This is a genomic window from Natronoarchaeum sp. GCM10025703, from assembly GCF_042661985.1.
Lineage (GTDB): Archaea > Halobacteriota > Halobacteria > Halobacteriales > Natronoarchaeaceae > Natranaeroarchaeum.
The window spans coordinates 1,227,968-1,253,122 of record NZ_JBHSZF010000001.1 but is presented as its reverse complement, the minus strand read 5'-3'; the positions used below and the strand labels follow the sequence as shown (position 1 = coordinate 1,253,122).

Genomic DNA, 25,155 nt, shown 5'->3' with positions numbered 1-25,155 from the left:
TACGCGGCCGACGTAGAGGACTACTGCCACGAGCAGGCCGACGAAGACGAGTGACCCGATCAGCAGGTTCGGAATGTTCGTCAGCGCGCCGGCGCGATGGCGCTGTCGAGTCTCCTCGTGGTCGTCAACTCCTCGCGCTCGCTGTGAGGGTTTTCGGCGGTCGTACCAGATTTCCTAATGCCGTCGCGGCCGTCCGTTTTAGTATGAACGAGTCTCATCCCACCAGACGGCGCATGCTCGCTCTCGCGGGTGCAGGCACAGTCGCAGTGCTTGCCGGCTGTCTCGGCGACGACGAGGCCGCGCCGGAGCCAATCGCACTCGACGCCGGGCAGTCCTGTGACCAGTGTGGCATGGTGATCGAGGAGCATCCGGGGCCGACAGGACAGGTGTTCTTCGAGGACCATCCCGAAGACAGGGACGGCCCCGCCCACTTCTGTAGCGGCGTCTGTACCTACCGGTACCGGTTCGACGCCGAGGACAGGGGCGAGACGCCCATCGTCACCTATCTCACCGATTACAGCACCGTCGAGTACACCGTCTCCGGTGAGGGGGAGTCGCAGTTCATCTCGGCGCATCTGCAGGCGGACGAGTACGCCGACGAGACCGACCTGAACTTCGTCGCCGGTTCGGACGTGCGCGGCGCGATGGGCGAGGACCTGATCCCGTTCGGAGAGGCCACTGATGCCGACTCCTTCGCCGACGAGTACGGCGGCCAGGTCATTACACACGACGAGATTACGCGAGAACTGATCGACTCGCTCGGAATGTGATCACCGACGCGAGACGCCGACTGCGGCGGCTGACAGCCCGATGAGCGTCCAGCTAACGAGGCTAAACGCGCTCGCGACCGGCGAGGCGTAGCCGGTCTCGGCGTCGAACGCGACGTACAGCACGGTCTCGAAGACCAGCCCACGGAACGCGCTCGCAGGTGACGCCGCGAGCGCAGTCACCAGCGTATCGCTCGCGATCCAGTCCGCGCCGACGCCCCGGAGGACCAGCAGGTCGAGGCCGACGACGATTCCGCCGACCCCAACGACGGCGAGCGTGAGCGCGACCTTGCGACTGCTCGCCAGCGCTGAGAGAGCGAGGACGACCGAAAGCACCATCAGCGCGTAGCCGAGCGTCAGGGAGATAAACCGGCCAAACAGAACGGGCGAGTCGATGCCACGGTGGGTCGCGACAATCGTGGTACCGGGCCCTGCAGAGAGCCAGATCAGCACGCCGACGACGATCAGCGGCACGGCGAGGGTCGTCACGACAGCGACCGCGCGACCGGCGTAGACGCCCCCGACGTACGCCCAGTCCGGCACCGGGTACGTGTTGAGCACTTCGAGTTCCTCGCGCTGGACGTCGTCAGCGATCGAACGGTAGCCGATACCGAACGCGACCACCGGAACGAGCAGTTCCAGTGGCAAGAGGAGATCGACCGCAGTCGGGACGTAGCCCGCCTCAGTGCCGCCACCGACGGTCGCGATGCCGACGATGACGGCGGCGACGCCGACGAACAACAGGAGATACGACCGCGACCGGGCGACGCTCGCGAGTTCGCGGCCGAAGATCACCCGCGCCGCGCGGCGGCCACTCATCGGGGTACCCCCACGACGTCGACGGTTTCGGCTGCCCCGGTGATCGCCGCCTCGAAGACGTCCCAGAGCGAGTCGACCTCGTACTCCTCGATCAGTTGCTCGGGCGAACCATCGGCGACGACACCGCCACGGTCGAGCACGAGTACGCGGTCGGCCGTCCGCTCGACCAGTTCCGGATCGTGCGAACTCAACACGACCCCCGTCCCCTCGCTCGCGAGGTCGGTCACAACCTCGAAGGTGCGTCGACGCATGCCTGGGTCGAGGCCGCTCCCCGGTTCATCGAGGACGACGACCGGCGGATCGCCCACAGTCGCCTGTGCGACCCCGAGCAGGCGCGTCATCCCGCCCGAGAGCGCCTCGACGCGTCTGTTTGCGGCATCCGGGAGGCCGACCTGTTCCAGGCGGTCACCCGGTGCGTCGCCGACGAGCGCTTCGTAGAAAGCGAGCGTCTCGTACACCGTGAACCCGGGCCTGAACGTCGGGCGCTGGGGGAGATAGCCGATCTCGCGTTCTGCGTCCGGCCCCAGATACTCCACCGATCCGGCGGTCGGCGTCAGGAGTCCGGCGAGCAGTCGCAGCAGCGTCGTCTTGCCCGAGCCGTTCGGCCCGACGATTGCCGTTACGGCGCCTGCCTCGACGCCGACCGAGACGTCGTCGATCACCGCCACGTCGCCGAAGGAGTGATCGAGGTCCTCGGCGCGGAGGATCGGCCCGTCGCTCACGACCCGGCACCTCCGTCATCGTCTTCGTCCTGCTGTTCCGCTTCGAGTTCCGCCAGCACGTCGGGATTCACTGGCTCCGCGAGCGGCGCAGTGTCGACGACGCTCCCGGTTCGCAGGCCCGGCGTGGTCCCGCGAAGTTCGCTTAGCCCGCGGGCCGCGGGCGACTCGGCGAGCGTCAGCGCGCCCTCCGTCCTGTGAAGCTGTCCGTCGACGGGGTCGGTCGGCGAGTACGACCGGTCGAGCACGCCACCCGATGCCGTCCCGTACGCGCCGTCCCAGTAGTTGCCTCGCCCCTCGAACGTCCAGATCCGGAGCGGCCCGACGTTGGCCTCGACGTGCTGGTCGTTGCCGACGATGTCGTTTCGCACGACGCGGTTGGAGGCGAGGATCGACCCGGTTCGCAGACCGACCTCGTTGTCGTAGATAACGTTCTCCTCGTACAGCGACTGATCGGCACTGGTCGTGATCCCGTAGCCGTTGTCGGCGACGACGTTGTTCGCGATGTAGCTTCGCGACCCGGCGGGGAGGATACCGTAATCCGACTCGCGGATGTCGTTGCCGACGACTGCGTTGTGCGTCGGATTCGTCATGATCGTCAGGCCGGCGATGTCCTGTCGGCGGGCGACGTTGTCGGCGATTACCGAATCGGAGGTGTGCATCAGGTGGACGCCAAAGCGGTTCTCGTAGAAGGCGTTGTCCCGGATCACCGTCCCGTGGGAGCGATGGAGGTAGACGCCGTCGCGGCCGCCGTCGAAGGTGGAGTTCTGGACGACCGCGGGCGAGCGCATCGACATGACGCCCATGAAGCCCTCGGCCCACTCCTCGCTCCCGTCGACTGCGATGTCGTCCACGACCGCGTCAGGAGCGTCACGGAGCAAGACGCCGTTGGCCGGCGTCTCGACCGAGACGTCGGTGACATAGACGCCGCTGGCGTTGACGACGTGGATCCCCGCATCGCCGTGCCCGTAGCCGAGTTCGATGTTCTGGTCCCAGTCGCCGTCTTCGCCGCTTACTTGCTCGGGGTCCCGGGTCTGATTGCCGACGCCGTCGACGTTAATACCCTCGATTGCGACGTCGTCGGCCCGCACCTCGACGACGTTCCCCTCGCCGTCGCCGCGGATAGTGGCGTTCTCGCCCCGGACCGTGAGCGGTCTGTCGATGCGAACGGTCTCCTCGTAGATGCCAGGGGGTATCTCGACCGTCGAGCCAGCGGGCGCGGCGTTGACGGCCTCCTGGACCGTCTCGTCCTCGCCGAGGGTCCGAACGGGGTCGCGGTCGAGCAACGGTCTGACGGCTGCGACCCGGTCGTCGGCCTGCGCGCGCTGGTCGTCGACCCGGTCGCGGACGACGGCGGCGGTGTCGATGTCGAACGACCGGCTCTGAAGCTCGCTCCAGCCGACGATTTCGCCGCCGTACTCCTCGGTGAACTCGACGGCGGCCGAACGGGTGCTGAACGGGACGACCGTCTCGCCCGCGGGCGTCTGCGCTTCGCTACCGACGACGAAGGAGGCCTCACTCGCGTCGGTCCATCCGACCGAGGTCTCCGGGGTCAGATACCCCTTATCGGTGAGTTCGAGAGTCGTGTGGGCGTAGTTCGAGACGTAGACGACCAGCGGGTAGCCGAACTGCTGGTCGTGTTCCGGCTGATTCAGCGTATCGACGGCCTGCTCGACGCCGTAGTAGCCGACCACGTACTCGTACTGGGAGTAAAACACCTCTACGCGGGGGATAGATATCTCTTGTTGCGCGGCGGCCCGCTCGTCTTCCTGCGAGAGGCCGAGCGTCGTCACGGAGTCGAACGGCTCCGGTGACGGCGCGGCGTCGTCGACGTCCGTCATGAAGACGCCAGCACCGACCGCGCCGACGAGACACGCCAGCAGGAGCAGTGCTACTGACAACTCTCTCCCGCGATACAGTCCGCTAGTCACAGCTATTCCTTTCGGTGGGATCGGTTTACATCGTGTGGTGCGGTTCTCGAATCCTCGACGCCGTCGGCCACTTCCTCAACGTCTTCGTTGGGACCGAGTCTGCTCGAAGGGGACAGCGCGTCGAAAAGGGGAGGCGCGTTATTCGGCGTCGGCTTCGTCGCCGTTCTCGGACGTTTCCATCTGTTCTTGCATGCTGTTCTCGAAGTCCTCGGGCTCCTCGACGTACACCTCAAAGAGCATTCCGGAGTGACCCACACCACAGTATTCGGTACAGTAGCCCTGGTACTCACCGACCTCGTTCGGCGTCGTGGAGACGGTGTTGACCGTGCCCGGCTGGGCCTGCTGTTTCACGCCCAGATCGGGTATGTGGACCATATGTAACCAGTTCTCGGACGACACCTGCAGATAGACTTGCTCGCCCTTGGGGAGGTAGAGTTCGTTTCTGGTCTGGACACCCTCGTACTCGTTCTGGTAGGTGAACTCCCACTGCCACGCGTCAGTTCCCTCGACTTCGATAACGACTGCGTCCTCCGGCGGTTCGTCGTCGGCCATCGAACTGATCTGCGGGTCGGCCATGACTTCGAAGGCGGCGAATCCGACGAACAGCAGGACGATGGCGGTCGCAATCGTCCACGTGATTTCGAGACGTCGGTTCTCCTGAGTCGGCCTCGGTTCGTCGTTGTTCCGGAACTTGAGAACGGCGTAGATGAGGATCCCTTCGACCAGTAGTGTGATCGGGAGGGCAACGATGATCAGCCGTTCGTTGAGGTCGTTGATCAACTCGGCAGACGTCGACGCCGCTGCTGCTGGCTGGGCCAGCATCAGTAATAGCGTCCCCGCCCACGCAGTGATCAGGGCGATCCGCGATCCCTTCATGATGGGTCGTTCTTAGGGAAAGGGGTTAAATATGTGCTGACTTTTCGAGGGATCGACCCCGGAGAAGCGCGTCGCATAAGTATCCCCAGTCGAAGAATACAGCAAGAGGTACGCGTTCGTGACACATCCATCCCACCGGACGAACCCGTCGTTTCCGCTCGTCGACAGCCACACCAATTTCACGTGGCTGCTCGCGGCAACAGTGATGGGTGCGTATCTGCTGATCGTCGTCGGTGCGACGACAGCGATCACCGATGCCGCAGCGGCCTGTGGTGGCTGGCCCGCCTGTGGCGGCGAATGGCTCGCGATTTCGGACACGCAGATCGCAATCGCATGGGGCCATCGCGTCATCGCGCTGATCGTCGGCATGCTCGTCCTGGCGACGACGGCGCTCGCAGTGCTCGGCGACGCGTCCACACGTGTTCGTGCCGCTCTCGGTCTCGGTCTCGTGCTCTACGCCGTACAGGTCGGAATCGGCGCTATCGCGGCGACGGCAGAACTGTCGGGCCTGCTTGCCAACGTCCATCTACTCGTCGCGATGCTGGTGTTCGGCACGCTGATTCTCGCGCTCGCGTGGACGCTCGAGACCGAGACGGCGGGACTCGACGAGGAGCCAGAACCCACCGGTCCCGAGGAGGACGCCGACCCGGTCGAAGACGTCCCGACGCCCACGGTTCCGGACAGCCTGTTCGGACGGGCGAAGTTGATGGCGTTTGCGTATTTCCGGCTCATGAAGCCCCGTCTTATGTGGTTGCTCTGTCTCGTCGCGTCGGCCGGGATGGCCCTCGCCGCAGGCCCAGATCTGACGATCCGAACCATCGTACTAACGCTCTCGGGCGGCGTGCTCGCAATCGGCGCAAGCGGCACGTACAACCACGTCCTCGAACGTGACGTCGACAAGAAGATGGCCCGGACCTCCGACCGACCGGTGGCGACGCATCTCGTCCCGGCCCGGAACGCGCTGGCCTTCGGCGGCCTGCTGACGGTCGCCTCGCTCGCCGTCTTCCTGCAGGTGAACCTGCTCGCGGCGGCGCTCGGCCTGGTCGCGATCATGTTTTACAGCGTCATCTACACGCTGGTCCTCAAGCCGAACACGGTTCAGAACACGGTCATCGGCGGTGCGGCCGGCGCGCTTCCCGCGATGATCGGCTGGGTCGCGGTCACCGGCCGGATCGGTCTGCCCGGTCTCGCCCTCGCCGGCGTCATCTTCCTGTGGACGCCCGCGCACTTTTACAACCTCGCGCTGGCGTACAAGGACGACTATGCCCGCGGCGGGTTCCCGATGATGCCAGTCGTCCGCGGGGAAGCCGTCACGCGAAAGCACATTCTGCTGTATCTCGCGGCCACACTGCTGGGCGCGAGCGCACTGTCGGCGATCAGCGGCCTCGGCGTACTGTACGCCGTAACGAGCGTCGCACTCGGTGGCGTCTTCCTCTGGGCAGTGATCCGACTGCACTGGGAACGGACCGAACAGGCGGCGTTCCGCGCGTTCCACGCCTCGAACGCGTATCTCGGCGCACTGCTCGTCGCAATCGTCGTGGACACGCTGGTACTGTAGACAGATGAGTTCGCTCACACAGCGCTCGAATCTCGATCGAATCCTCCCCGACAGAGAGACAGCGCTGGTCTATGCAGTCCTCATCAACACGCAACTCGTCCTCGTCGGCATCTATCTCCTCCTGATCGGTCGAACGAGCGTGACGACGTTCGAGATATACCCGCTAATCTGGCTGAACGTGGGAGCGTGGGCGATCTACCGCACGTCCCCCTCCGATGCATCGGGACGGACGCGCTGGCTCGCCGGGGGCATCGCCGTGCTCTACTTCGGCATGCTCGCCGTCCTCGGCGGGATGGTCGGGCCGGGCGCGTCGTTTTACGAGGTCGCGTACGCGGGCGGCCTCAACCTCAACGTCGAGGGGCCGCCCGGTCTCGTCCCGAACCTGTACTACGGCGGCGAGTTGATCGAGTTCACGCTGATGCCCGCCTTCATCGTCGGCTACGCCGCGCTAGCCTATCTGGTCTACGCGACGATCATCGACGCGACGAACGCCGCCATCTCCGGGATCCCAGGCCTGGTCTCGTGTGTTAGCTGTACCTGGCCGCTGATCGCCGCCGTCGTGGCGAGTCTCACCGGCGGCTCCGCGAGCGCGTTCACTGCGGCCACCTCGAGCTTTTCGTTTGGGCTCTCGACGGTCGTCTTCGTCGTGACCGTGGGGCTGCTCTACTGGCGACCGTTCGGCCGGTAGCGACGTCTCGGGCGCTTTATACTGGAGAGGGAGAAAGGCTGCTCTAGTCGTGGACCTCTCGTCGATCCGAACACTTCCCGGTCGGTTGCACGAGTTCGACGCCCTGTTACTCGTCTCGTTGCTCTGGTTTCTCGCGAAGTTCGTCCGCTACGCCTTTCCACCACTCTTCGAGCCGCTACAGGGCGTCTACGGCGTCACGAATGCCGAAATCGGCCTCGCGTACACCGGCTTCATGCTGACCTACGCGGCGATGCAGTTCCCCTCCGGCGCGCTCGCGGATCGGTTCGGCTCCGTGACCGTCATCTCGGCCGGGAGCCTGCTCGCCGCGCTGGCCGCGCTCTCCCTCGGCGTCGACTCGCCCTTTTACGTCCTCGTCGGCGCGATGGTGCTCATGGGCGCAGGAACGGGCGCGCACAAGACCGTCGCCATCGGCCTGCTCTCGCGACTCTATCCGGCACGCACCGGGCGCGCGCTCGGCACGATGGACACCATCGGGACGTTCGCGGGCGTCGCCGCACCTGCCGTGGTAGTCGCCGTCCTCGCGGGGCCGGCACTGTTCGGCGACAACTGGCGAACGCTCTTTCTCGCGGCAGGCGTCGTCGGACTCGCGACGACCGCGACGTTCACGGTCCGGGTCTCGAACCCGGAGCGGCCTGCACCCACGGACGCACAGAGCGGGACGCTCGCCGAGTACGTCACGCTCTTTCGGAACCCCCGACTGCTGGCCTTCGTCGTCGTCACGGTGCTGTTCGGGTTCACCTACAACGGCGTGGTCGCCTTTCTGCCGCTGTATCTCACCAGCGAGGCCGGGCTGACGTCGGCGACTGCCGGACTGGTCTTCGCTGCGCTGTTCGCCGCGAGCGTGGTGCAGGTCGTCTCCGGCGTACTCAGCGACCGCGTCGGCGAGTTGCCAGTCATCGTCGCCACGCTCGCGCTCGCGACGGCCGCGCTCGTTGCGCTGGTCGTCCTGACGCCGACCGGAAACCCCCTCGTACTGGGTGCCGTCGTCGTCGTAATCGGTCTGGGCTCACACGGCTTCCGGCCGGTGCGGGGGCCTACTGGATGGCCGTGCTCCCGGAATCGCTGGCCGGAGGTAGTCTGGGAATCGTCCGGACGCTGCTGATGGGCGCTGGCGCGGTTGCACCCGCGGTGGTCGGCGTACTCTCCGAATCGGTCGGCTTCGTCCCGGCGTTCTGGCTACTCACGGCGTCGGTTGCCTGCTCGACCGTGCTCGCGGCGTTGTTGCTGGCCGTCGGCACCGAACAGTGACTGCACCGGGATGTTGATTCTACAGGCCACACAGTATCACATATGGCAACGATGCTTGATCGATCGACGATCCTCATCCCGGTCGATGTGGCCGATCCGGACACCCCGCCCGCTGCGCTCGTCGAGCTATTACAGCCACATCAGTTGGTGATTCTGAGCTACTACAGGGTGCCGGATCAGACCCCGATCGAGCAGGCTGAAGAGGAGTTGGGAGACGAAGCGCGCGAGACCGTCGAGGAGGTCGTGAGTCAGTTCGAGGGCGACACCGACGTGACGTCGACAGTCGTCTTCACGAGGGGCGCTCAACGACGCTGGACCGCGTCGTCAGGGAGTACGATGCCGACGCGGTGTTGACGCCCGGCGACATGGGCGAGAGCCTCAATGATGTGCTGGTTCCGCTGAAGGGCGATCCGAACATCGTACACATCGTCGAGTTCACCGGGCTACTGCTCGGGAACAGCGACGCCGCCGTGACGGTGTTTCACGTCGCCGACTCCGACGAGGACGAGGCGCGCTCGGAGTTCCTCCTGCGCGGTGCCTGTGATCGATTACGGGAGTTCGGCATCGAAGCCGATCGGGTCGGCTGGAAACAGGTGCGATCCGGATCGCCGGGGAACGCTATCGTCTCGGAGGCCGAGGACTACGACCTGCTGGTCGTCGGGGAATCGGAGCCCTCGCTCCGCAGGCGGATCCTCGGGACCGTGACCCGGAGCGTGAACGATCGGACGAGCAGTCCGACGCTCGTCGTCAGAAGCAAGTAGGGAAGACGTCTAGTCGCGGTGGCCCCAGCGCTTGCCCTCCTCGTCGTAGCGGGCCTCCGAGATCCGGTCGTGCTGGTCGTCGGTGAGTTCCACGTCGACCGCACCGACGTTCTCGTCCAACTGGTCGACGGTCCGCGCACCGACGATGGGGACGCAGGTGAACTTCTCCTGGTCGATCAACCAGCGCAGGGCGACCTGCGCGGGCGTGGCACCGACCTCGTCGGCGACGGCCCGGACTTCGTCGAGTACCTCCCAGCCGCGGTCGGAGACGTAGTAGTCGTCGAAGTTGGGATCGATCGCACCGCGAGAGCCCTCCGGTGCCTCGACCCCCTCCTCGGTCCGCTCGTACTTGCCCGTCAGGAAGCCGCCAGCCAGCGGCGAGTAGGGACAGACCGCGAGGTCCTGATCGGCGGCGACATCGAGATAGTCGACGACGTCGTCGCGATAGGCGGCGTGAAAGAGCGGCTGTGTCACGTCGAACCGTTCGAGCCCCTCGACGTCGCTCTTCCAGAGGGCCTTGGTGAGCTTCCAGGCCGCCATCGACGACGCGCCGATGTAGTGGACTTTCCCCTCGCGCACGAGATCGTTGAGCGTCCGTAGGGTCTCCTCGACCTTCGTGTCGTCGTCGAAGCGGTGGATGTAGTACAGATCCAGATAGTCGGTGCCGAGCCGATCCAGCGTGCCCTCGATCTGTGATCGAATGTGTTTCCGTCCGAGCCCGGAGTCGTTCGGGCCAGGTTCGCCGTCGCCGTCGTAGGGGAAGTAGACCTTCGAGGCGAGGACGAAGTCGTCGCGGTCCTGATCCTCCAGCCACTCGCCGATCCACTGTTCGCTTTTTCCGTTCGGCGTGCCGTAGACGTTCGCGGTGTCGATGAAGTTGATCCCGCGCTCGGCGGCGGAGTCGAGCAGTTCGTGGGCTTCCTCCTTCGTCGTCTCGACGGTCCCGTCGGTCTCGCGGCCGAAGCGCCACGTACCGAGACAGAGCTGTGAAACTGACGTACCGGTCGAACCGAGCTGTGTGTACTCCATACACTCGGCTCTCCCGTCGGAATCGAGTTAAGCAGTTGGGTAGCGGCTACCTATTTCGAGTTCACACTCTACGCACCGGAAACTCTAGAGTATGTAAGAACCAACTGACAATATGTAAAATACCTACGATCGTACAGCATTAAATATATTACTTGTATTCAGTTAAGTTTTTTTTTACTTCGGTATGTCTACCATCCATGGTCAATAGAACGACCAAGTTAACCCGAATGGGACGTCGCCGATTCGTGGAGAATCTCAGCAAACTGGGACTCTCAGCGGAAACTGTGCGACACATGACAAAGGAAGATCTCGAAGATCTTACCGGAGATCCTACTGACGAAGTCCCCCGCGTAAAAGCCTTCAGAGTACAGAACCCGGAAGACTGGGAAGAGCCGCCGTATCCGGACGAACTGTTGCCGAGAGAACCTGAGTTCTACACCATTTCTCGGGACAAGTGGATCGAGGTCGAAACGGCCCGAGATGCCGCCAGTCGGTTTCAGGAACAAATCGATTCACTTGATTCGACCGGGCTGGTGACAGCCGGAATTACGAGAACGACTCGTGGGCAACATACGAAGTATGCAGTCAGTGTGAGCGTTCAGAAACGAGTTCCTGCCGAAAAACGGAGAGCGGTAGAGTCAGTCAGCGAACTCGAAGACGATTCAGCCGTTCAGACGCCCGATATCACCGCTGACGAATTGAAGGCAACACTGCCTGATCAGGCAACTGGTACAGTCGGAGAGACAAAAGATACGTCCTACACTGTCGAAAACATCCCAGTCGAGTTCTCTGAGGGGTATGTTTCCGAGGAGGCATGTGAGGATGTCACTTGTGAATGGCGGCCGGAGAGAACTCACTTCAACGAAGAATATCGCCTCACTGATCGCTGGAACGAGGGGATTCCGGGAGGGTGTCAGATCCAGCCGATGGGTGACAGCACCTCGTTTAGACGGGCGACTCTCGGGCTAAGACTTTACGATCCGGACGAATATACGATGTATATGGCCACTGCGGCACACACTGCAATTGCTGATGGCGAAGATAGTGACGATGCTATCGGACGAGAGATACTCCAACCATACGGTGGTGATCCGATCGGAGAAATAAAACGCGTGTGGTATCATAGTTCAGATGATGATGTGGAATCTCCCATAGATATAGCTCTCATGGAGCCATCCGGGACAATGGAGGCTCGTTCTGAGCTAGCTGGAAATAATGGCGAAATCTCAGGGGATCTTTCCGGTGATATCGTTGCTGAGGATGATTTAGTTGATCATTTTCCGGATGTTTGTACTCAGGGAATCCGGTCAGGTCGATGTAGAAAGGAGATTAATCGAATAACTGATGATGGAGAGCTAGAGATTTTCCGGACTTACACGGAGGGATCGGGTAATTCTGGAGGCCCCTATTTTGTTGAAGACGGCGACGACTTGCTCCCCGCTGCGATTCATCGTGCTGGGGACGATTATTTAGGCTATGGAACGTATATTGGAAATATAGAACAGGAGCTAGATATGGAAGTGAGGTGAGGTAGACTATGGATGGAATTAATAGAAGGAATATGATCGTCGCGAGCCTCCTCACTCTCTTCGCGGGCTGTTTGGATGACGGAACGCCAACTGAGGACGATGATGACGAGATGTCAACGTCTGACGAGAATGGTACAGACGATAATCAATCTGAGGAAACACCGACGGAACCACAATACAACGAATATATGAGTATCGAGGCGCTGGTGATCGAAGATGTCCCGTCGTCGATCGATCCAGTTCCATCGGATGACGAACGGGTCGATGGTACCGGTCTCTTCGCAGACCTATTCAGAAAGGCTCGCCGATGAAGAGTATGAGCGTGGTACTGTTCATACGGCTGATTATGGGGAGTTCGAGAGCATCAGTACCGACGATATTAGCCCAGACTCTGATGAAGGAGAGGCTACAAGAGAAGCCTACGAGAGTCTCTCTGAACAGACTGCAGAAGGTCTTCCGACGAGCCCATATCTCAAACATCAGGGAGAAGTCGTAAGTGTCCGTCTCCGCGTTATACAGGAAGAGTAACCGGATCAGGTCCTGATTCGCAGAATTGTATATCGTTAACAGAACCGCCACAGCCAGCACAAAACATATACGACGGTCCGATCACCGATACCCATGGTCGCCCCTCAATACGTGCCGGAGGTGAGCCGATGACCCCTCCGAGCCGTCGGCAGGTCCTCACTGCGGGTGCTCTGGCTCTCCTCGCTGGCTGTCTCGATCAAGAGTCGCAATCGGAAGACGAGAACGGCGATGACAACGACGACTCCGACGACAACGAGAATGAGGACCCAGAAGAGGCAGAACCTCGGAGTGAGGACATGGTCATCGAAGTGTGGTTCATCGACGAGGTTCCGTCGTCCCTCGATCCGATCCCGTCGGACAACGACCGAGTGGACGGCGTCGGATTCTTCCCGGAAATATTCGAGACAGTGGCCGACGAGGACTACGAACGAGGCACTGTGCGGAGTGCCGAGTATGGGGAGTTCAGAGCGTTCGAGCTATACGAGAGTGATGCTACGAGTTCCAAGGCCGAAGCGACGCAGGAGGCATACGACGAACTTCCCGAGCAAAGTCCGGACGGGCTCCCCACGGCTCCATACCTCGAACACGAGGACGAGGTCATCACAATACGGCTCCTCGTTGGACAAGAAGAGTGAGGACACCGGATCTCGCTCACAGGATCCGATTCAAAACCGAGTAGAGCCGGCAAAAACCTATACGACGATCCGATCACCGATACCCATGGTCGCCCCTGAACACGCGCCGGAGGTGAGTCGATGACGCCGCCGAGCCGTCGGCAGGTCCTCTCCGTGAGTGCTCTGACGCTCCTCGCGGGCTGTCTAGACTCCAACTCGACGACTGGCGGCGAAGAAAACGGCGGTGAACGTGAAGACACTACTGGGGACGAGCAGAAATCCGAGGAACTGATGTATATCGAGGCCTGGGTTATCGAAGACGTTCCGTCATCGATCGATCCGATTCCATCGGACGACGACAGAGTCGACGGGGTAGGGCTCTTCGCCGAGCTGTTCGAGAAGCTTTCGGACGAAAAGTACGAACGCGGTACTGTTCGCAGTTCTGATTACGGGGAGTTCGAGGGGATTTCGATCCACGGAGTCAGTGCGACATCCGACAAAGCCGAGGCGACACAGGACGCCTACGAAGACCTCCCCCAGCAGAATGCGGAGGGACTTCCGAACGCCCATATCTCGACCATGAGGGAGAAGTGATCGCAATCGTGACACTGGGAATCGGGCGTGAAGAGTAACCTGAGCGAGTCCTGATTCACAGGCACACACACTCAGTAGCTCTCTACAGCCACTCCATCGAATCGCTCGAAGTCGTCCGTATTTTGCGTGACGACTGTCGCACCTTCCTCTCTGGCGACGGCGGCAATCAGTAGATCTCCGGCGAGGGAATTGATTTTGTCCTGATTCACTGTTTCGTCCCGGTGAAATTCCGCTTCTAGCTCGCCAGCAGTAACCGCATGTTCCATCTGGAACGGGAGGATCGTCGTCCACTCGAATTTTGACTGGATCTTGACTGCGTCCAGCTTCCCCTGAATCTCCCGTCCGACGGCGATTTCCTTGATGTTCAGTGTCGTCGTTACGAACTCCTCTTGTTCGTGCCGTTCGAGATAGTCCGCCACCGCTTGCCGTCCCGCCCAGTAATGAATGAGGAAGGTTGTATCAAGCAGTTTCATCGTCTGCCTCTACATCCGCGAGTTCGTTGAGAGCCTCCCGCTGGCGTGCGGACAGCCCTTCACCAGTCCGATCACGGGAGTCCGTAACGATCCGTTCGAGTTCGTCTGCGTCTCCCTCCGGGAGCGTTCCGAATCCCTCACGCCAATCGGCGGTCGCGTCGTCCAGTATGCGATCCACGAGGTCCGTGAAGCTCTCGTCCTCCCGTTTTCGAGCCTTCAACCGCTCGTATACGTCCTCCCGGATGCCGATGGTTTTCGTCCCCATAGTTTGTGTATGCATACACAAACACAAAATACTTTCTAGGACTCCAAAACTGGGATCGAGACAGAAATTAGATCGTGTGGACTGCTAGATATCGAGGCGTACGACTCACGATTGGCCGAGCGGAGAGATACCGCGATCCCACAGTGATTAGTCGGCGCGGCGACAACCCCGAATCATGACACTCACTGTCGCGGGCTTCGGCCTGGGCGGCCTCGGCCAGCTAGAACTCCAGTTGTTCGCGGACATGGACGGCGTCGACGTGATCGCCGGTGCCGACCCGGCGCTGAGTGCGCGCAAGAAGTTCGATACCGGATTCGACGCCCCGGCCTACAGGACGGCCGAGGAACTGCTCGACGAGCACGCCGTCGACATCGTCAACGTCGCCTCGATCCACTCGGTCCACTACGAGCAGGTCATGGCGGCACTCGACGCCGGCGCGCACGTCCACGTCGAGAAGCCGATGACGACGACCGTAGCGGACGCTGCTTCACTGGTCGACGCCGCCGCGGCGTCCGACCAACTGGTGCAGGTCGGCTACCAGCGTCACTTCGATCCGCGGTATCGGGAACTCCGCGAGCGCCTCGATAGGGGAGTCGTCGGCGAACCCACTTCGTGGACTGTCACCTCGAACAGGACTGGGTCGACTACGCGAAGACGTGGCGCGGCGATGCCGAACTATCCGGCGGCGGCTTCCTCTATGACTCCGGGTCGCACCTGCTTGACGTCCTGCTCTGGACTCTCGACGCCGAGCCAGCGTCCGTGAGCGCAACCACGGATCCCCGGGGGACCGGCGTCGACATCAACAGCGCGCTCTCCGTCGAACTGGAGCGCAATGGGAACCGGGTGACTGCGAGCGTCGCGCTGATCGGCGACGGGCCGACAACGCCGGACGTGGGCGATTCGCTGGACGTCTACGGCAGGAGTGGCCAACTGGAGTACGCCCAGGACGGTCTCGTTCTCGCCAAACGCGGCGCCGATCCGACGGAGATTTCCGTCGAGGACGAGACCGAGTTCGTCGTGTTAACCGAGGCGAAACTGACGAATCTGGTCGAAGCGATCCGCGGCAACGCCGACATCGCGGTGCCGCCCGAGGACGGCCTTCGCGCCATCGCGCTCAGCGAGGCGGCGACGCTATCGGCCGAGCGTGGCGAATGCGTCGACGTGCAGGAACTGATCGCAGACGCTCGCCACAGTTGATACCGCGCCCCGATTCGGTGGAGTGAGAAATCCTCGTCCAGTCCGGTCCGTAAGTGAGCTTATCCTTCTGAATACCATCGCGTAATGGTATGGCGGCAGTTCGACAGTCCGTTCGAGCGTGACGTCTGCAGCATCGAGCACGCACTGTTGGGTTTCTTCGGGCGTCATGCGTAACTCGGTCGGCGGCCCGCGTGGTTCGTCGTCGATTCGAGTCGTCTCCCGCAGAGTGTCGTGCCAGTTGAAGATCACGAACCGGCCATCCGGGCGGAGTGAATCGAACGCCTCCCGAACGAACGAGTTGGGGTCGTCGATTCCATGGAAGATATTCGCCACCATCACGGTATCGACTGGCTCGGGAAGCCGCTCCGATAGCGTTCGGGCGTCGCAATCGATCGTTTCGATGTTCTCTATCGACTGCAGGTCGGCGAGATGAGACAGTTCCGCCAACAGAGAGGAGTCGATATCGACCGCATAGACGGTTGCAGGAGCGGTAATTCGTGCCGCAGGGAGCGCGAAGTAGCCGTTCCCGCTTCCGATTTCAGCGAGTGTGTCTCCCGGTTCGACGCCGACTTCGCGGAGGGTTTCTCCCGGTGCTGGCCACAGTCGCCCCCACCAGTCCCAATCGGGTTGGCCCGTATTCTGGAACCTGTCCATACGCACGACCGAAACGGCCCACGCTGATCAGTTTTCTGATAGACAGAACGGTGGTTTCATCGAGTACACTCACCCCGAGTATCGCTCCGCACACCCGCCCTCCGACCAACGAGGGACGAGAGCGATAGCCGGGCCCCAGTGGCCGAGCGGAACCGAACGGCATTTTCCGGCGCGCTCCCGAGTCAGTGGTATGACCGCACTGCTGTCGGCCGACGGCGTCTCGAAGTCCTACGGGGACCTCGTGGCACTCGACGACGTCTCGCTGTCGATCCGCGAAGGGGAGGTGTTCGCGCTGATCGGCCCAAACGGCGCGGGTAAGACCACCCTCGTTCGAGCGCTCACCGGGACGACTGAGCCCGCCTCCGGAAGCATCTCCGTCTTCGGTGCGGCCCCCAGAGAGGTCGACACCGGACGCCTCGGCGTCTTGCCGCAGGATTTCTCGCCGCCGGATCGGCTCACCGCGCGTGAACTGCTCCGGTACTACGCGGGCCTGTACGACGACCCGCTCGACGCCGAGGACGTGCTGGCGACGGTCGGGCTGAGCGGTTCGGGCGATACCTGGTACGAGAACCTCTCGGGCGGCCAGCAACGCCGGGTCTGTCTCGGGAGTGCACTCGTCAACGACCCCGACCTGCTCTTTCTGGACGAACCGACGACTGGCATCGACCCGGCGGGCCGGCGTACCGTCGCCGAGCGCGTCGAAACGCTCGCAGCGGGCGGGACGACCGTCCTGCTGACGACCCACGACATGGCCGAAGCCGAAGCACTCGCTGATCGGGTCGGCCTGCTCGCGGACGGCGAACTCGTCGCTGTCGGCACCCCCGAGGAACTGCTCGCCGAACACGGCGGCGAAAGCCGACTGGAGATCGACCTCGACGACGGGGAGGAAGCCGCCGTAACAGCGCTCGCAGAACACGGCTTCGACGCCACCACGACGCGACAGGGCATCGCAGTCCACGGGATCGAGCCAACCGCGATCGGTACCGTCGTCGACGCCCTGGAGCGCGACGAACTCGAGTACACCTCACTCACCTGGCGCGAGCCAACCCTCGAAGACGTCTACATGACGCTGGCGGGAGCCGAGGAGCAGGGCTTCGTCGACCGTGGCCCCGCACCGACGAGTCCGGACCGGTCAGTGCCAGCAGGAGGTGAGCGTCAATGAGCAGCGTCGGCCGCGTTCGCTCCGAGTTGCTCGCCTCGTGGCACTCCTTTCTACGCCGCCGGACGGCGGTATTTTTCACCTTCTTTTTCCCTGTCCTGCTGATCGTCATCTTCGGTGCGCTCGTCCGGACCGACCCCGGCGGTGGCGGCCTGTTCACCGAACCCGCGGAGTACTACGTGCCCGGCTACGTCGCCGTCGTCGTGCTCTTTACGCCGCTGTCGCGACTCGGTAGCACGGTTGCCCGCCACCGCGACGACAACCGTTTCGAGAAGCAGCGACGACGCCGCTCTCGAAACTGGAATGGCTGGCCGCACACACGCTCGTCAACGTCGTCATCATCGGCCTTGCCAGCCTGCTGGTGCTCGTACTGGTCGCAGTCCTGACGGGTGCGACCCTGCCCCTCTCGCCCCTGCTCGTGCCCTACGTGGTCGCCGGCGTGGTGCTGTTCTGTGGCGTCGGCGCGATGCTGGGGAGCTACACGGAATCCCAGGACGGCGCGATTGCAGCGAGCAACTCCATCGGCCTGCCGCTGCTCTTCCTCTCGGATACGTTCGTCCCACCGGAGTTACTCCCGGAGTGGTTCGCGCCGCTGATCGAACTCTCGCCGCTGACCTACTTCGCGCGAGGCGTCCGGACGCTCTCGACCGGCGGCGATCCGCTCGCCGATCTGGCGGTGCTCTCGGTGCTCGCCGTCGTCTTCTTCGCACTCGGAGCCTACTCGCTCCCACAGGCGGACTGAAAAACGGCGTCGCCTACTCGCCGCGCAGGTCGTCCATGTGGTCGATGCGCTGCTGGACGAGATTTTCTTTGCCGATATCGTGACGGACGCGCAGGCCCTCAGTACCGGCGCGTTCGAGGGCGTCTTCTGCGATCTCCTCTGCCTCGCTGATCGTATCAGCGACGCCGACGACCGCGTAGGAACGCGAGGTCGTCGTGTAGATGCCGTCCTCGCGGGCGTCGACGCTGGCGTAGTACAGCAGGGCGTCGCCAGCCGACTCCTCGTCGATCGTAACGATTGCGCCCGCGTCGGGATCGGTGGGGTAGCCGTCGGGGACAGCGTATTTGCAGACTGTCGCCTGCGCGTCGAAGGCGAGTTCGGGCAGGGCCTTGCCGTCGCGGGCCGCCGTCAGCACGTCGAGGAAGTCAGTCTCCAGCACTGGCAGCGTGTTCATCGCCTCCGGATCGCCGAAGCGGGCGTTGAACTCGACGACCTTGACGCCTTCGTCGGTGAGCATGAACTGGCCGTAGAGGACGCCCTTGTAGCCGGTGAGCGCCTCGACGACCGAGCGCATGATGTCGAGCGCCTCGGCGGAGTCGGCCGGCGTCATGAACGGGAGCTGGAAACTAGACGCGCTGTAACTCCCCATCCCGCCCGTGTTGGGCCCCTCGTCACCCTCGTAGGCGCGCTTGTGATCCTGCACTGCGGGCGTAATCCGGAGCGAGCCGTTGGCGACGAACCCCTGAATCGTGAACTCCTCGCCGACGAGGCGCTCTTCGAGAACGATCCGGTCGTAGTTCGAGTCACGGATGTACTCCTTTCCTTCCTCGGCGGTCACCTGATCGCCGATCACTTTGACGCCTTTGCCGCCTGTGAGGCCCGCCGGCTTGATGACGAGGTCGCCGTCGTACTCGTCGATATACTCGCAGGCGGCCTCGCCGTCGTCGAAGACCTCGAAGTCGGGACAGCCGGGAACGTCGTGCTCGGCCATGAACTCCCGCTGGAACGATTTGTCCGTCTCGATGCGCGCTTCCTCGGCCTGCGGGCCGAATGCGTAGATGCCCGCCGCATCGAGCGCGTCGGCCACGCCCTCGGCCAGCGGCGCTTCCGGCCCGACGACTGCGAGCGTCGCGTCGACCGACTCGGCGTAGTCGACGACTGTGTCAGCGTCGGTTGTATCGAGCGACTCGAAGCCTGCGGCGATCTCGTCGATCCCGGGATTCCGGTTTCCGGCGCAAGCGTACAGCGTCGTGTCACTGTCCTCGAGCGCTCGTGCAATGGCGTGTTCGCGGCCGCCGCCCCCGACCAGCAGCACGGTTTCAGACATACCCGAAAAACCGCCACAGGACAGTGTAAAGCTTGCTGTTCTCCGCACGCGGTAGACGGCCAGCCAACCAGTTCTCGCCGAGAAATTGATTAACAACACCCATATACAACCATTCGAAAGCGTAAACACCGGACCCGACGTAGTAGGCGGCATGAACAGATCGCCACCCCTCCAGGGCCCACTTTTCGAGGCCGTGCAGCGGAGCGATATCTTCGAGGACTCGAAGACGTTCGTCGACTGCGTCCCGCGGTTGGATCCGAAGACGATCCGCAACCGGTTCGAGACCCGACGACAGGACCCGGAGTTCGATCTCCAGGACTTCGTCTACGAGCACTTCGAGGTCCCCGACGCCGCGGCCAGGGAGGCGACAGAGGACGAAGACACCCGGACTGACGATTCGATGGGCGAGCATATCCGGACGCTCTGGCCCCAGCTGGTCGACCATCCGAGCGACGAGCGCGCCGTCGAGTACGGCTCGCTGATCGGGACGCCAAAGCCATATGTCACGCCCGGCGGTCGGTTTCGGGAGCTATACTACTGGGACACCTACTTCACCGCGGAGGGGCTGGCAGCCAGCGGCCACATCGAAGACGTCGAGAACATCGTCGAGAACTTCGCGTGGGCCGTCGACGAGTTCGGCTACGTTCCCAACGCGAACCGGGAGTACCAGACCTCGCGGACCCAGCCGCCGCTGTTCGCGGAGACGGTGGGGATACTCGAACGCGAACGCGGCATCGACGCGGTTGCCCCCTATCTCGACGCGCTCGACGCCGAGTACGAGTTCTGGATGTCCGGGCAGGAGGACCTCGACGGCGAGGGGACGGCAGCGCGCAGGGTCGTCGACCCTGGCGACGCAGTCCTGAATCGATACTGGGACGAGACGACTGGCCCCCGTCTGGAGGCGTTCGACGAGGACGTCGAACTCGCAGAGAGCGTACCGGAGCGCGACCGTGAAAAGCTCTATCGCGACGTTCGCGCGGCCTGTGAATCCGGCTGGGACTTCAGCAGTCGCTGGTGTCGGGACGACTCGCTGGAGACCATCCGGACCACGGAACTGGTCCCGGTTGATCTGAACGCCTTGCTGTACGGCGTCGAATCGGATCTGGCGCGCTGGCATGCGGCAGTCGGCGACGACGCCGCAAGCGACGAGTACGCCGCCGCGGCAGCGCGTCGCGCCGAAGCCCTCGACCGGTACTGCTGGGACGAGCAAGCGGGGTTCTACTTCGACTACAGTTTCGTCGACGACGAGCGCACCGACAAGTGGAGCCTCGCCGCGGCCGTGCCGCTGTATGTCGGCCTGGCGAGCGACGAGCAGGCCGCGGCCATCGCCGACCACCTCCGGACGAAGTTCCTCGAAAAAGGGGGCTGGTGACGACACTCACCGAGAGCGGCGAGCAGTGGGACGCCCCGAACGGCTGGGCACCGCTGCACTGGTTCGCGGTCCAGGGGCTGGAACGCTACGGCCACGACGAACTGGCCCGGGACATCGCGACGCGATGGGTGGACCACGCGCGGGTCGTCTACCAGCGAACCGGCCGAATGATCGAGAAGTACGACGTCACCGCCACAGGTCGGACCGGAAGCGGCGGCGAGTATCGCGTGCAACACGGCTTCGGCTGGACGAACGGCGTCACCATCGCCTTCCAGCAACAGTACGACCTCTTCGAGCGGGAGTGAACAACGGGAGCTTTTTCGCACGGCGATGGCTACCCCGTCATCGTGCTCTCGACTGACGGAGCGGCCCCCAACAGCCGATATAGCTGGTTCATCGCCGTCGTCGGCGCGGCCGCGATGGTGTTCACGTTCGGGACGCCGCTTTCCTACGGCATCCTGCGAGCGCCGCGGGGCGGCGACGGGCCTGATCTTCGTCGGGAACGGGCTGGGACTCTTTCTGCTGGCGCCGCTCTGGCAGTATGCAATCTCGACCGTCGGCATCGACCAGGCCTTTCTGCTCGTCATGTCCGTCTCGGCGATCATGTTTCTGGCCGCCCGGCTTGTCTATGGTCGGCCGTCCTGGGCCGGAAATCGCGTCGGCCAGCGCCCTCAGGCAGGAATAGCCTCTTCGGCTACCCCGAGGTTCCCCGGCGAAACGCGCTATACACGAGATAGCCGAAGAGAAGCGCACCGCCGAGCGCGAGCGCGTAGCCGAACTGGATGATGGAGGGCCTCCCCGCGGCGAGGGCGACAGCGTGGACGACGAGCGCACCGCCAAGTCCGCCGATAGAGAGCAGCGCGGCACGGTTCGTCGACCCCGGGAGTACGCCCACCCGCGGCGGGTAGAACTGGTAGGCCATCCCGACCACTGTTAGCCCCAGAAAGCCCAGCAGATTCAGCCGGAGATGCAGCGTCACGGTTGCCGCCGTGAGCCCCTCCAGCGCGAACCACAGGCCGAGCGAGACGCCGGCAACACCGCTTAGCATGGCCACAGCGACCGCGTAGAAGCCGACCCGGCGACGCTCTGACCGGTAGAGCATCCACAGCGTCACGGCCGCAAACAGCGAGACTGCGAGGGCTTCGAGGAGCGCCCCGGCGAGCAGGAATCGCGCGTCAACGAGTCCGCAGACGAGCAAGAGCGGCGCGAGCGCACCCGCGGGGAGCACGATCCACGGCGCCCACAGCGGCGGGTACGCCACGAGAAAGCGCGGCAGGAGTCGAAAGCCCAGTGCGAAGACGAACAGCGTCGCCGTACCCGCAGCGAGCAGATGGGTAGTCTGTGCGGGGAGCCCGTCGAAGAGTGTCGGCAATCCGCCATAGAGTGCCGCGGTTTCGTAGGCTCCGACGAGCAGATAGCCCAGCGCAACCGGCATGAAGCCGTTCGATAGCCGATCCACGGGGCGGCGGTCGGCGTTGTGATCGCCAGTCCCCGTCTCGCCGGCAAGGAGTGGGTCGCCGATGGTCCGGACCAGCGCGGCGACGAAGAGTGCGACGCCGAGCGCCCAGAGCAGCGCGCCGGCAGACGAGAGGGCGGCCGGGCCGACGTCGAGCGAGGCCGCGACGAGACCAGCAGTGCCGAGGACGACCAGCGGGAACTGCACTGCGGGTGCCCGGGCGACGGCGAGTTGCCGGTCGAAATATGCCGGGACGAGCGCGTAGGCCTTGCCGAAGAGCACGTGAAAGACGAAGCCGTAGACGGCCAGCAGTATCTCCGTCCGGCGCGGGACCGCGAAGAGAATGCCGATCTGCCAGGCGATCAGCGCGAGCGCGCCCACGAGGACGTAGCGTTTCGACCAGCGGGACGTTTCCTGGGTCATCGACGATAGCTGTTCGGGGGCTACACAGGCACCCCAGTTAGGTGTTGTCGCGATCATGTGCGGCATTGCGATGTGCGAGACCGGGGGTCGGTCAGTGACACCGGCACAGTCGACGGCTTCGCACCGTAGCCACTGCTTCGGGCCGCAGTGCCTGCCCTCCCCGTCGAGCACGACCCCCGCAATCGCGGGGGACGTGCTCTCGGCCGGGTGGTCGTCGGGGTGGAGGTTCTGCCCGCAAGGACGCCCTTTAGGACCGCCAGCACCTACGGAGAGTTATGACCGATCCGACCCGTCGAAACCGCCTCGACGAGGAACAGAGCCCGTATCTCACCCAGCACGCGGACAACCCCGTCAACTGGCAGCCCTGGGACGAGGACGCCCTGGAGGCCGCCCGCGAGCGCGACGTACCGATCTTCCTTTCAATCGGCTACTCGGCGTGTCACTGGTGTCACGTCATGGAGGAGGAGAGCTTTGAGGACGAGACCGTCGCCGAACGACTCAACGAGAACTTCGTCCCGATCAAGGTCGACCGCGAGGAGCGACCGGATCTGGACAGCGTCTATCAGACCGTCTGTCAACTCGTCAGCGGGCGGGGTGGCTGGCCGCTCTCGGTCTGGCTGACGCCCGAGGGCAAGCCGTTCTACGTGGGGACCTACTTCCCGCGGGAGAGCCGTCAGGGAATGCCCGGCTTCCTCGAACTGCTCGACAACATCACCGGTTCGTGGGCCGAATCCCGCGACGAGATGGAGTCCCGCGCCGAGGAGTGGACGAAAGCGGCGAAAGGCCGACTGGAGGAGACGCCGAGTCAGCCGACCGAACTCGAAGATAGCGTGCTTGTCGACGCCGCGAACACGGCGCTTCGTGCCGCTGATCGCGACCACGGCGGGTTCGGCTCCAGTGGCCCGAAGTTCCCCCAGCCATCGCGGCTTCACCTGCTCATGCAGGCGTTCGATCGGACGGGCCGGGAGACGTTCCGCGACGCCGCGGTCGAGAGCCTCGACGCGATGGGCAACCGGGGACTCTACGACCACGTCGGCGGCGGCTTCCACCGCTACGCCACCGACCGCGAGTGGATCGTCCCGCACTTCGAAAAGATGCTCTACGACAACGCCGAGATTCCGCGCGCCTATCTCGCTGGCTATCAACTCACAGGCGAGGACCGCTACGCGCAGGTCGTCGAGGAGACTTTCGAGTTCGTCGAACGCGAACTCACTCACGAGGACGGCGTCGGTGACCGCGCACGCGGCGGCTTTTACAGCACTCTGGACGCCCAGAGCGACGGCGAGGAGGGCAAGTTCTACGTCTGGACGCCCGGACAGGTCGAGGCGGTCCTGGACGAGGACGCCGACCTGTTCTGTGATCGCTACGGCATCACCCGCTCGGGGAACTTCGAGGGCAAGACCGTGTTGACCCTGGCGCGAAGCGTCGACTCGCTGGCCGAGGAGTACGACCTCTCAGAAAGGGACATCGAGGACCGACTGTCCGACGCTCGCGAGCAGATCTTCGCGGCGAGAGCGGAGCGTGTCCGGCCCCGGCGCGACGAGAAGATCCTCGCGGGCTGGAACGGCCTGATGATCTCCACGCTGGCGGAGGGCGGACTCGCCCTCGACGAGCGCTGGACCGACCTCGCCGAGGACGCGCTCGCGTTCGTCCGTGAGCACCTCTGGGACGAGGACAGCGGTGAACTCGCCCGGCGGTACAAACCCGCGACCGACGAGGCGGGCGACGTCAAGGGCGATGGCTATCTCGAGGACTACGCCTTCCTTGCCCGCGGCGCGTTCGACTGCTATCAGGCGACCGGCGACGTCGAGCACCTCGCCTTCGCACTGGAGCTGGCGCGGACGATCGAAGCCGAGTTCTGGGACGCCGAGGAGGGAACGATCTACTACACCCCCGCAAGCGGCGAGTCGCTCGTGACGCGTCCACAGGAGCGCCGCGACCAGTCGACGCCGTCGAGTCTCGGCGTCGCGGTCGACCTCCTGCTGTCCCTCTCGCCTTTCGTCGATCACGAGCGGTTCGGCGACATCGCCGAGACCGTCCTCTCGACGCACGGCCAGCAGATCGAATCGAGTCCGATGGAACACACCACGCTCACGCTGGCGGCCGACCGCAGACAGACTGGCGACCTCGAACTCACCGTCTCCGCCGACGCACTGCCCGCGGAGTGGCGCGACCGCCTCGCGGAGACGTACCTGCCCAACCGAATTCTGGCGCGGCGACCGCCGACCGCGGCGGGGCTCTCGGACTGGCTGGCGACGCTCGACCTCGACGAGGCACCGCCGATCTGGAAGGACCGCGAGGCGCAGGGGAGCGACCCCACGCTCTACACCTGTCGCTCCTTTACCTGCTCGCCGCCGGTCACGAGCATCGACGAGGCGCTTTCGTGGGCCGAGGATCTGGCCCCGGAGTACGACGACTAAACGCGG

At 63.7% G+C, this 25,155-nt stretch carries 23 protein-coding genes and 5 pseudogenes; 18 read left to right on the top strand and 10 right to left on the bottom strand.

The genetic code is table 11. The features are described from left to right. Positions 1–203: 203 nt before the first annotated feature. Complete coding sequence (locus ACFQH2_RS07125) at positions 204–770, top strand: nitrous oxide reductase accessory protein NosL (RefSeq protein WP_377052228.1); 567 nt, start codon at positions 204–206, stop codon at positions 768–770. Here the strand turns inward: ACFQH2_RS07125 and ACFQH2_RS07120 are convergent, their stop codons facing one another. The 4 genes from ACFQH2_RS07120 to coxB form a co-directional block, all read right to left on the bottom strand. Continuing rightward, positions 771–1,586 (bottom strand): ABC transporter permease, encoded by an 816-nt coding sequence (locus ACFQH2_RS07120; protein ID WP_377052226.1) that lies wholly within the window; start codon positions 1,584–1,586, stop codon positions 771–773. Next, positions 1,583–2,308 carry an ABC transporter ATP-binding protein gene (locus ACFQH2_RS07115; RefSeq protein ID WP_377052224.1) on the bottom strand — a complete coding sequence of 242 codons (726 nt, stop codon included), beginning with the start codon at positions 2,306–2,308 and terminating at the stop codon, positions 1,583–1,585. Before ACFQH2_RS07115 ends, ACFQH2_RS07120 begins: the two co-directional genes overlap by 4 nt. Beyond that, positions 2,305–4,236, bottom strand: coding sequence for a NosD domain-containing protein (locus ACFQH2_RS07110; protein WP_377052222.1), 1,932 nt, complete (start codon positions 4,234–4,236; stop codon positions 2,305–2,307). Before ACFQH2_RS07110 ends, ACFQH2_RS07115 begins: the two co-directional genes overlap by 4 nt. A gap of 138 nt (positions 4,237–4,374) precedes the next feature. Further along, entirely contained in the window at positions 4,375–5,112 is a 738-nt protein-coding gene (gene coxB / locus ACFQH2_RS07105) for a cytochrome c oxidase subunit II (RefSeq protein ID WP_377052220.1), read from the bottom strand. Positions 5,113–5,230: 118 nt separating this feature from the next. Here coxB and cyoE point away from each other — a divergent pair, with 118 nt between their 5' ends. The 5 genes and pseudogenes from cyoE (at position 5,231) to ACFQH2_RS07080 (ending at position 9,388) form a co-directional block, all read left to right on the top strand. Beyond that, positions 5,231–6,670, top strand: coding sequence for a heme o synthase (cyoE, locus tag ACFQH2_RS07100; protein WP_377052218.1), 1,440 nt, complete (start codon positions 5,231–5,233; stop codon positions 6,668–6,670). A 4-nt stretch (positions 6,671–6,674) separates the two neighbouring features. Beyond that, a complete protein-coding gene (locus ACFQH2_RS07095; protein ID WP_377076594.1) occupies positions 6,675–7,358 on the top strand; it encodes a DUF7546 family protein in 684 nt (227 codons plus the stop codon). 49 nt (positions 7,359–7,407) lie between these two features. Then, positions 7,408–8,627: pseudogene (locus ACFQH2_RS07090) on the top strand (MFS transporter). A 42-nt stretch (positions 8,628–8,669) separates the two neighbouring features. Then, positions 8,670–8,981 (top strand): hypothetical protein, encoded by a 312-nt coding sequence (locus ACFQH2_RS07085; protein ID WP_377076593.1) that lies wholly within the window; start codon positions 8,670–8,672, stop codon positions 8,979–8,981. After that, entirely contained in the window at positions 8,975–9,388 is a 414-nt protein-coding gene (locus ACFQH2_RS07080) for a universal stress protein (protein ID WP_377076592.1), read from the top strand. The genes ACFQH2_RS07085 and ACFQH2_RS07080 overlap by 7 nt, the downstream gene beginning before the upstream one ends. A gap of 9 nt (positions 9,389–9,397) precedes the next feature. Here the strand turns inward: ACFQH2_RS07080 and ACFQH2_RS07075 are convergent, their stop codons facing one another. Further along, positions 9,398–10,417 carry an aldo/keto reductase gene (locus tag ACFQH2_RS07075; protein WP_377052210.1) on the bottom strand — a complete coding sequence of 340 codons (1,020 nt, stop codon included), beginning with the start codon at positions 10,415–10,417 and terminating at the stop codon, positions 9,398–9,400. Between the two features lie 245 nt (positions 10,418–10,662). On the opposite strand from ACFQH2_RS07075, the gene ACFQH2_RS07070 reads away from it, so the two are divergent. The 4 genes from ACFQH2_RS07070 (at position 10,663) to ACFQH2_RS07055 (ending at position 13,682) form a co-directional block, all read left to right on the top strand. Further along, the gene (locus ACFQH2_RS07070; RefSeq protein ID WP_377052208.1) at positions 10,663–11,946 is read left to right on the top strand and encodes a hypothetical protein; all 1,284 of its coding nucleotides are present in this window, start codon (positions 10,663–10,665) and stop codon (positions 11,944–11,946) included. Between the two features lie 32 nt (positions 11,947–11,978). After that, complete coding sequence (locus ACFQH2_RS07065) at positions 11,979–12,257, top strand: hypothetical protein (protein ID WP_377076591.1); 279 nt, start codon at positions 11,979–11,981, stop codon at positions 12,255–12,257. Between the two features lie 345 nt (positions 12,258–12,602). Beyond that, the gene (locus tag ACFQH2_RS07060) at positions 12,603–13,109 is read left to right on the top strand and encodes a hypothetical protein (RefSeq protein WP_377076590.1); all 507 of its coding nucleotides are present in this window, start codon (positions 12,603–12,605) and stop codon (positions 13,107–13,109) included. A gap of 120 nt (positions 13,110–13,229) precedes the next feature. Continuing rightward, positions 13,230–13,682: a hypothetical protein gene (locus ACFQH2_RS07055; RefSeq protein WP_377052203.1), complete on the top strand. Its 453-nt coding sequence runs from the start codon at positions 13,230–13,232 to the stop codon at positions 13,680–13,682. Positions 13,683–13,753: 71 nt separating this feature from the next. Here the strand turns inward: ACFQH2_RS07055 and ACFQH2_RS07050 are convergent, their stop codons facing one another. Both ACFQH2_RS07050 and ACFQH2_RS07045 read right to left on the bottom strand, forming a co-directional pair. Then, complete coding sequence (locus tag ACFQH2_RS07050) at positions 13,754–14,155, bottom strand: type II toxin-antitoxin system VapC family toxin (protein WP_377052201.1); 402 nt, start codon at positions 14,153–14,155, stop codon at positions 13,754–13,756. Continuing rightward, positions 14,142–14,420: an antitoxin VapB family protein gene (locus ACFQH2_RS07045; protein ID WP_377052199.1), complete on the bottom strand. Its 279-nt coding sequence runs from the start codon at positions 14,418–14,420 to the stop codon at positions 14,142–14,144. Before ACFQH2_RS07045 ends, ACFQH2_RS07050 begins: the two co-directional genes overlap by 14 nt. A 175-nt stretch (positions 14,421–14,595) precedes the next feature. Here ACFQH2_RS07045 and ACFQH2_RS07040 point away from each other — a divergent pair. Continuing rightward, positions 14,596–14,898 (top strand): annotated as a pseudogene (locus tag ACFQH2_RS07040) (Gfo/Idh/MocA family protein); the annotation flags it as partial. A 134-nt stretch (positions 14,899–15,032) separates the two neighbouring features. Further along, entirely contained in the window at positions 15,033–15,617 is a 585-nt protein-coding gene (locus ACFQH2_RS07035; RefSeq protein ID WP_377076589.1) for a Gfo/Idh/MocA family protein, read from the top strand. 63 nt (positions 15,618–15,680) lie between these two features. Here ACFQH2_RS07035 and ACFQH2_RS07030 read toward each other — a convergent pair. Next, positions 15,681–16,271 (bottom strand): annotated as a pseudogene (locus ACFQH2_RS07030) (class I SAM-dependent methyltransferase); the annotation flags it as partial. Between the two features lie 190 nt (positions 16,272–16,461). On the opposite strand from ACFQH2_RS07030, the gene ACFQH2_RS07025 reads away from it, so the two are divergent. Both ACFQH2_RS07025 and ACFQH2_RS07020 read left to right on the top strand, forming a co-directional pair. Then, positions 16,462–17,433 (top strand): ABC transporter ATP-binding protein, encoded by a 972-nt coding sequence (locus tag ACFQH2_RS07025; RefSeq protein WP_377052193.1) that lies wholly within the window; start codon positions 16,462–16,464, stop codon positions 17,431–17,433. Beyond that, positions 17,430–18,172 (top strand): annotated as a pseudogene (locus tag ACFQH2_RS07020) (ABC transporter permease). Before ACFQH2_RS07025 ends, ACFQH2_RS07020 begins: the two are co-directional and overlap by 4 nt. Positions 18,173–18,185: 13 nt before the next feature. Here ACFQH2_RS07020 and purD read toward each other — a convergent pair. Then, the gene (gene purD / locus ACFQH2_RS07015) at positions 18,186–19,478 is read right to left on the bottom strand and encodes a phosphoribosylamine--glycine ligase (protein ID WP_377052189.1); all 1,293 of its coding nucleotides are present in this window, start codon (positions 19,476–19,478) and stop codon (positions 18,186–18,188) included. A gap of 151 nt (positions 19,479–19,629) precedes the next feature. Between purD and ACFQH2_RS07010 the strand changes: the two genes are divergently transcribed. The 3 genes and pseudogenes from ACFQH2_RS07010 to ACFQH2_RS07000 form a co-directional block, all read left to right on the top strand. Further along, positions 19,630–20,850 (top strand): trehalase family glycosidase, encoded by a 1,221-nt coding sequence (locus ACFQH2_RS07010; protein WP_377076588.1) that lies wholly within the window; start codon positions 19,630–19,632, stop codon positions 20,848–20,850. Then, entirely contained in the window at positions 20,847–21,155 is a 309-nt protein-coding gene (locus tag ACFQH2_RS07005) for a trehalase family glycosidase (RefSeq protein ID WP_377076587.1), read from the top strand. The genes ACFQH2_RS07010 and ACFQH2_RS07005 overlap by 4 nt, the downstream gene beginning before the upstream one ends. Positions 21,156–21,252: 97 nt before the next feature. Beyond that, positions 21,253–21,498, top strand: a pseudogene (locus ACFQH2_RS07000) (hypothetical protein); the annotation flags it as partial. 46 nt (positions 21,499–21,544) lie between these two features. Here ACFQH2_RS07000 and ACFQH2_RS06995 read toward each other — a convergent pair. Further along, a complete protein-coding gene (locus ACFQH2_RS06995; protein ID WP_377052185.1) occupies positions 21,545–22,729 on the bottom strand; it encodes a hypothetical protein in 1,185 nt (394 codons plus the stop codon). A gap of 275 nt (positions 22,730–23,004) precedes the next feature. On the opposite strand from ACFQH2_RS06995, the gene ACFQH2_RS06990 reads away from it, so the two are divergent. Beyond that, positions 23,005–25,149 (top strand): thioredoxin domain-containing protein, encoded by a 2,145-nt coding sequence (locus ACFQH2_RS06990; protein ID WP_377052183.1) that lies wholly within the window; start codon positions 23,005–23,007, stop codon positions 25,147–25,149. Positions 25,150–25,155: the final 6 nt, after the last annotated feature.

Excerpts from the sequence above, each read along its gene's own strand:
- ACFQH2_RS07065 (WP_377076591.1), top strand. The coding sequence starts at position 11,979 with ATGATCGTCGCGAGCCTCCTCACTCTCTTCGCGGGCTGTTTGGATGAC.
- coxB (WP_377052220.1), bottom strand. The coding sequence starts at position 5,112 with ATGAAGGGATCGCGGATCGCCCTGATCACTGCGTGGGCGGGGACGCTA.
- ACFQH2_RS07025 (WP_377052193.1), top strand. The coding sequence starts at position 16,462 with ATGACCGCACTGCTGTCGGCCGACGGCGTCTCGAAGTCCTACGGGGAC.
- ACFQH2_RS07060 (WP_377076590.1), top strand. The coding sequence starts at position 12,603 with ATGACCCCTCCGAGCCGTCGGCAGGTCCTCACTGCGGGTGCTCTGGCT.
- ACFQH2_RS07075 (WP_377052210.1), bottom strand. The coding sequence starts at position 10,417 with ATGGAGTACACACAGCTCGGTTCGACCGGTACGTCAGTTTCACAGCTC.
- ACFQH2_RS07095 (WP_377076594.1), top strand. The coding sequence starts at position 6,675 with ATGAGTTCGCTCACACAGCGCTCGAATCTCGATCGAATCCTCCCCGAC.
- purD (WP_377052189.1), bottom strand. The coding sequence starts at position 19,478 with ATGTCTGAAACCGTGCTGCTGGTCGGGGGCGGCGGCCGCGAACACGCC.
- ACFQH2_RS07050 (WP_377052201.1), bottom strand. The coding sequence starts at position 14,155 with ATGAAACTGCTTGATACAACCTTCCTCATTCATTACTGGGCGGGACGG.
- ACFQH2_RS06995 (WP_377052185.1), bottom strand. The coding sequence starts at position 22,729 with ATGACCCAGGAAACGTCCCGCTGGTCGAAACGCTACGTCCTCGTGGGC.
- ACFQH2_RS06990 (WP_377052183.1), top strand. The coding sequence starts at position 23,005 with ATGACCGATCCGACCCGTCGAAACCGCCTCGACGAGGAACAGAGCCCG.
- ACFQH2_RS07085 (WP_377076593.1), top strand. The coding sequence starts at position 8,670 with ATGGCAACGATGCTTGATCGATCGACGATCCTCATCCCGGTCGATGTG.
- ACFQH2_RS07055 (WP_377052203.1), top strand. The coding sequence starts at position 13,230 with ATGACGCCGCCGAGCCGTCGGCAGGTCCTCTCCGTGAGTGCTCTGACG.
- ACFQH2_RS07125 (WP_377052228.1), top strand. The coding sequence starts at position 204 with ATGAACGAGTCTCATCCCACCAGACGGCGCATGCTCGCTCTCGCGGGT.
- ACFQH2_RS07045 (WP_377052199.1), bottom strand. The coding sequence starts at position 14,420 with ATGGGGACGAAAACCATCGGCATCCGGGAGGACGTATACGAGCGGTTG.
- ACFQH2_RS07010 (WP_377076588.1), top strand. The coding sequence starts at position 19,630 with ATGAACAGATCGCCACCCCTCCAGGGCCCACTTTTCGAGGCCGTGCAG.
- ACFQH2_RS07120 (WP_377052226.1), bottom strand. The coding sequence starts at position 1,586 with ATGAGTGGCCGCCGCGCGGCGCGGGTGATCTTCGGCCGCGAACTCGCG.